Here is a 4,960-nt window from a genome sequence, read left to right as displayed (position 1 = left end):
GCAATATCTTCGATAGAAATATCTTCCGCACAGATATTAATGAAGTCGAAATGCTTGCCAGTAAACGTTGAGATATAAGACATAATTACTCCACATGATAAATAGCGCCACCAGATCAGTGGCGCATAAATTAATTAAGCTGAGAAATTCCCAATGAATGTTTCGATTTGAGTTTCTTCGAATTTAGCAGAAAGAATGTCGCGAAATTCTTGAGCCATTAGCTCTTGAAGATTTTCAAGTTGAACAATGCGAAGCACCAGTGTTGGTGTATCTTGTGAGGTTAAAATGCTATAGCGCAGCTTAATTGCTCGTTCTTGTAATTCATCATATGGAGTGCATTTGAATTCAAAAGCAGCTGGCATAATGTCTTTACTTTTAGCTTCGACATTTTCCATCACAGAGCGTCGTGCTGAGAAATCACTATCTTCATGATCTGAAGAACGACTTGATTCGATCGTAATTCGGCGAACAGCACCAATTGCTTGCTTAATATCTAAAACATTACCGTCAGCATCGAATGCTAATAAGTAATCGCGCCAATCTTCTAACCACTCAGCAAGTTCTTTCTGACCTTGCTTGCGCCCATTTACTGATAGCACAGCAGAAAAAGGTGATGTCTTTTTCAGTACGATAAGTGCAGAGTTATCAGCATGACCAGGATGTTCAATAGTGCCTAAGTTAAAAATAGTTCTTGCTGTCATATCTTCAGCATCGATAAAACAACGAACACCAAGAGCCTCAGAATACCCAACACTATATTTAACAAAATCATTAATGCTGGTGGTTTTTAACGAACCACGAAAGCGATAACGACCATTTTGATATCGTTCTAAATTAACAATTTCTAAACCATTTGGTACCGCTACTGCTGGACATGGCATATTTTCAACAGCATTTAAGCGAACACCAGAAATAGCCAGTTCCGTAATTTGAGAAATAGCATCACCATTTAATTGAGACATAAAAACTCCTACTTATTTAATAAAGTATTTTTAAAGATTGGTATTTAAATAAAAAAAGAAATTAATTAACTTGTCTTAATTTCCCATCAGGATCGCCATTGATAGCGAATAATTGCCCCTGATCTTCTTGCATAACTGAAAGCTTACCGCCTTTATTGACATACATCGGTGTTTCGGTGGTATCTTCTTCAGAGCGCTTGCCGCGAGGCGTTGGTGCAGCAAACTTAAGTTTATGGGAAATCATAACTCGCTTTTCTTCAATTGAGTTATTCAGGCGGGAAATATCCATTTCAATAATAATTTTCCCTTTTCCACCGTTATTTAAAACGCCTAATGCAACATCATTTAATACAGCGGAAACTTTATTTTCAAATACACCACCATCTAATTCCCCAAGGAATTCCGGTACATTTGTTTTTTTATCTTCACTCATGAGTTGATCCTCATTAAAGGTTATTACTCCACAGATAAGACCGCTAATATTGATTAGACATATTTACCCGTATGAACTGATTAAATATCAGCGGTCTTATGTGTGATGTAAAAAAAGGGTGGCTACTGAAAAGAACATTATCATCATCCTCGTAGTGTGGAAGATTCAGGTCGCCACCAAAATTATCAATAATTACTAACTAGCACTGGCATTATTATTTTCAGCTTGGATCCGAAGATAAATTTCTTCGCGGTGAATACTTGTATCTTTTGGTGCTTCGATACCAATCCGCACTTGGCATCCTTTAATTCCCAAAACAGTGACTTTGACATCATCACCAATAACAACGGTTTCACCGGGACGACGAGTTAAAATAAGCATTCCACTAATTACTCCACATAGTTGATTAGTTGGTTGCTGGTAAGCCTAGCCCTGCGTTGCAGATCTCAGTTTGCTCGTAAATATCATCTTCGATTCTTACCAGCTTTTCTTTGAGTTCTGCGTAGGTAGCGTTAAGGCTTTCAAGTTTTTTAAGTGCAGCAGCTTTCTCCAAAATCCACGCATGAATTTCATCTGTGGACATTGGGTTGTTAAAGGTAACGATTGGTTTTGTGTGCATGACGACCTCCTAAGTTGTCTTAGATATAAACTAATTCAACTTAGGATTTGTGTCAATATGAAAATCTAAGAAAACTTAGAATTTAATTGAATGGATACTTATAGCTCATACTGGACACCACGAACTAGACCGACTATTTCGCAGTTACCATTGATAGGAATGTTGTTATAACGAGGATTTAAAGGCATCAAAAATTTGTTTGGGCCATCTACAACATAACGTTTTACCGTTACTTCGTCAGAGCCTTGTAGTCTAGCGACTACAAATTTCCCACTTACAATTTCAGCTTCAGGATCGACAATTACAGTTGAGCCTTCAGGTATAGATGGCAAGCCATACGGGTTAGTCATGGAATCACCAATGACACGCAAGGCAAATGACAAAGGGGATACCTTAAGTGTGGTTTCTATAAATTCAAGGTCTTCATCATATATCTGATTTGGAGCGTAATCAGTGAAATTACCAGCTTGAACATAGGATAGTACAGGTACTTTCTGTGCACTGGTTATGATATTCGATGATTGTTTAGATGGAATACCATACAAAATATACGCTTCAGTCGTATTGAAATATCGAGCTAATTTCAAGAGAGCATCACTTCTAGGGGTGTTTAGGTCTTTTTCCCAATACCCCACAGTAACATCTGATACGCCACAATACTTACCAAGATCTTTCTGGGTAGTTTTAGTGATGTTTCTGAGTGCCTTTATTCTGCTTCCAATAGTGCTTTGGGTATTACTCATATACAAATCCATTTTAACTAAACCTAAGTTATCTTAGTTTTTATTGACCAAATATAAATTAACAATTATTATCTAATCTAACTTAGATTTAGGGGGTATTATGACAACTGAACAGATTGAAAAATACTTTGGCACTACTAATAAAATCGCAGAATTTTTTTGTATTAGCCCTGAAGCATTCTATCAATGGAAAAAACGACCAAATCAATTAATCCCAAAAAACCGAGCTATGGAAGCGGATTATAGAACAAATGGCGAATTGAAATATAACTCAGCGCTTTACCAGAACAGTACCAAAACCAACTAACAGAGTTAACTACCAACAAAACAACGGAATTGTAGATATGTGCAAACAAACACTAAAAGAAGTCGTGAAAGAGATGTGCAAAGTATACCCCGGCGGACGTTCAGCGATGTCCGGCGCACTGGGTATTTCTGAAACAACGTTCAACAACAAGTTGTATGAAAAAAACGGCTGTCGCTTTTTTGAAAATGATGAGCTTGAAGCAATGGAAGATCTATCAGGCACTAAGTTGCTTGTGGCTTATCACATGGAACGCCACGGAATTACGCCAGCGGTGAAAATCGAAGCAGAGAGCTTAGACACAGTTGAGTTATTCGATATTCAAATGCGCTTGGGTGCAATGCAAGGGGCGCTAAGCGTCTTAATCAAAGACAGTATTTCTGATGGCGTTCTAACACCGGATGAAACTAAGGCTATCTATCGAAAAATGGAGAAAGTCTTTGCTTATGCGCTTGGGTTTGTTGGTTCTTTAGAAAGTGTTTACGGGATTAAACAATGATGAGCATAGCTAGAAAGGGTGACGCCCAGATATGCGGTCCGGGCGTCGGGGTCGCTAAAAACATTTGTGGAGTAATTAGCATGAGTAGCTTAGCAAATTTAACGAGTCGTCCGCAAGTACGAGCTTCAATGCGCGGTAACCGTTTCGTCTATGAGATTAAATTATCAAATGGTTACCAAGAAACCAACTACAAGTTTGTTGAGTGGTTGGTAGGTGATTTTAATGCAAGCAAGCAGGTGAAGGCATGACAAATACATTTGACATCGTTCAGGCTATGTCAGGGCATAAAAACGTAATTGTTATTCCTGTGCCTTATCTTGAGTTCTTCAAAGGGGATCAGCAGGCGCATGCGTTAGCAGCTGTGCTTAATCAACTTGTGTTTTGGTCTGGTATTTCATCCAGTGCAGGCGATGGTTGGTTTTATAAGAGCCATGAGGAACTGGCTGATGAGATTAAAGGCTTAACGGGTGAAGAACAATCACGTCGATTAGTGGATAAACTGCGCAAAAAATACTTCCCCGGCATCATTGAAACGAAAACTAAGAAGGTCAATGGCACTCCAGTGACGCATTATAAATTAGATGGAAATGCGCTTATCTCAATGATTTTCCCGTCAATTTCTGAAACGTCGAAAGTGCGGAATGAAAACGTCGAAAGTGACGATTCAAATCGTCGAAACTGCGGAATGGAAACCGCAGAAATGCAGAATCATGGAAACGTCGAAAATGCGGATTCCTATCTTTATACAGATCTTAACTCAGATAAAAACTTACAGATCAATAAAACCCCTTCGTCGCAGAATTCTAACGAATCCAGCGACACGGCTGTGAATGATATTTCTAGTAAAAATTTAAATTCAGCGGTATCGAGTGCGAATGGCCAACTGTGGGGAACGCTTGAAGATTTAGAGACAGCACAGTGGATGTTTAAGCGTGTTCAGGTGATAAACCCTACTCAGAAAGCCCCTAAGTGGTTTGATTGGGCAAATGATATTCGCTTGATGCGTGAAATTGATGGTCGCACTCATGAGCAAATCTGTGCGTTGTTTGACTGGGCTAGTCGTGATTCCTTCTGGCACAAAAATATTTTAAGCACGAAAAGCCTGCGCAAGCATTTTGACACCCTGACAGTCAAGAGCCAAGAAAGCCCACACACTGCGAAACAGCAAACAGCAGCCCACAATCCGGAATGCGACAAAGCTTACAAGCGTTTTTTAAGTCAGTCGTTGCCAATTAGAAACCCATCGGAACTGGAAAAATTGGTTTGCAGAGAGGCAAGCAATGCGGGGGTTAAGCGTATGCAACCGGATTGGGCGCAAAAGAAATGGGTAAGTATTTGGAATGAATGTGAGCAGCGTTTAGGGGGTACAGCATGATGCGCAGTGAAGCTAAAAAAATCTA

9 protein-coding genes are annotated in these 4,960 nt (G+C 39.3%); 4 read left to right on the top strand and 5 right to left on the bottom strand.

The window, feature by feature from the left end:
• Positions 1–134: 134 nt before the first annotated feature.
• The 5 genes from GKR71_RS11080 to GKR71_RS11060 all read right to left on the bottom strand — a co-directional run bounded on the left by GKR71_RS11080 (position 135) and on the right by GKR71_RS11060 (position 2,757).
• Positions 135–962, bottom strand: coding sequence for a YfdQ family protein (locus GKR71_RS11080; RefSeq protein WP_154634294.1), 828 nt, complete (start codon positions 960–962; stop codon positions 135–137).
• Between the two features lie 61 nt (positions 963–1,023).
• On the bottom strand, positions 1,024–1,395 hold the full coding sequence (locus tag GKR71_RS11075; protein ID WP_154634293.1) for a hypothetical protein: 372 nt from the start codon (positions 1,393–1,395) through the stop codon (positions 1,024–1,026).
• Between the two features lie 195 nt (positions 1,396–1,590).
• Positions 1,591–1,776, bottom strand: coding sequence for a carbon storage regulator CsrA (csrA, locus tag GKR71_RS11070; RefSeq protein ID WP_154634292.1), 186 nt, complete (start codon positions 1,774–1,776; stop codon positions 1,591–1,593).
• A gap of 25 nt (positions 1,777–1,801) precedes the next feature.
• A complete protein-coding gene (locus tag GKR71_RS11065) occupies positions 1,802–2,014 on the bottom strand; it encodes a hypothetical protein (protein WP_154634291.1) in 213 nt (70 codons plus the stop codon).
• A 98-nt stretch (positions 2,015–2,112) separates the two neighbouring features.
• Positions 2,113–2,757 carry a LexA family protein gene (locus GKR71_RS11060; RefSeq protein WP_154634290.1) on the bottom strand — a complete coding sequence of 215 codons (645 nt, stop codon included), beginning with the start codon at positions 2,755–2,757 and terminating at the stop codon, positions 2,113–2,115.
• A gap of 100 nt (positions 2,758–2,857) precedes the next feature.
• On the opposite strand from GKR71_RS11060, the gene GKR71_RS11055 reads away from it, so the two are divergent.
• The 4 genes from GKR71_RS11055 (at position 2,858) to GKR71_RS11045 (ending at position 4,935) form a co-directional block, all read left to right on the top strand.
• Positions 2,858–3,064, top strand: coding sequence for a Cro/CI family transcriptional regulator (locus GKR71_RS11055; RefSeq protein WP_154634289.1), 207 nt, complete (start codon positions 2,858–2,860; stop codon positions 3,062–3,064).
• A gap of 37 nt (positions 3,065–3,101) precedes the next feature.
• Positions 3,102–3,560 carry a YmfL family putative regulatory protein gene (locus GKR71_RS11050; RefSeq protein ID WP_154634288.1) on the top strand — a complete coding sequence of 153 codons (459 nt, stop codon included), beginning with the start codon at positions 3,102–3,104 and terminating at the stop codon, positions 3,558–3,560.
• 80 nt (positions 3,561–3,640) lie between these two features.
• Complete coding sequence (locus GKR71_RS20385; RefSeq protein WP_179897968.1) at positions 3,641–3,808, top strand: hypothetical protein; 168 nt, start codon at positions 3,641–3,643, stop codon at positions 3,806–3,808.
• Complete coding sequence (locus GKR71_RS11045) at positions 3,805–4,935, top strand: replication protein 15 (RefSeq protein WP_195848968.1); 1,131 nt, start codon at positions 3,805–3,807, stop codon at positions 4,933–4,935. Before GKR71_RS20385 ends, GKR71_RS11045 begins: the two co-directional genes overlap by 4 nt.
• Positions 4,936–4,960: the final 25 nt, after the last annotated feature.

Origin of the sequence: Providencia sp. wls1922, assembly GCF_009706505.1 — a bacterium.
Lineage (GTDB): Bacteria > Pseudomonadota > Gammaproteobacteria > Enterobacterales > Enterobacteriaceae > Providencia > Providencia lanzhouensis.
The sequence above is the reverse complement of the archived record's forward strand: the minus strand, read 5'-3'. Positions and strand labels throughout refer to the sequence as shown.

Excerpts from the sequence above, each read along its gene's own strand:
- GKR71_RS20385 (WP_179897968.1), top strand. The coding sequence starts at position 3,641 with ATGAGTAGCTTAGCAAATTTAACGAGTCGTCCGCAAGTACGAGCTTCA.
- GKR71_RS11050 (WP_154634288.1), top strand. The coding sequence starts at position 3,102 with ATGTGCAAACAAACACTAAAAGAAGTCGTGAAAGAGATGTGCAAAGTA.
- GKR71_RS11045 (WP_195848968.1), top strand. The coding sequence starts at position 3,805 with ATGACAAATACATTTGACATCGTTCAGGCTATGTCAGGGCATAAAAAC.
- GKR71_RS11075 (WP_154634293.1), bottom strand. The coding sequence starts at position 1,395 with ATGAGTGAAGATAAAAAAACAAATGTACCGGAATTCCTTGGGGAATTA.
- GKR71_RS11080 (WP_154634294.1), bottom strand. The coding sequence starts at position 962 with ATGTCTCAATTAAATGGTGATGCTATTTCTCAAATTACGGAACTGGCT.
- GKR71_RS11065 (WP_154634291.1), bottom strand. The coding sequence starts at position 2,014 with ATGCACACAAAACCAATCGTTACCTTTAACAACCCAATGTCCACAGAT.
- GKR71_RS11055 (WP_154634289.1), top strand. The coding sequence starts at position 2,858 with ATGACAACTGAACAGATTGAAAAATACTTTGGCACTACTAATAAAATC.
- csrA (WP_154634292.1), bottom strand. The coding sequence starts at position 1,776 with ATGCTTATTTTAACTCGTCGTCCCGGTGAAACCGTTGTTATTGGTGAT.
- GKR71_RS11060 (WP_154634290.1), bottom strand. The coding sequence starts at position 2,757 with ATGAGTAATACCCAAAGCACTATTGGAAGCAGAATAAAGGCACTCAGA.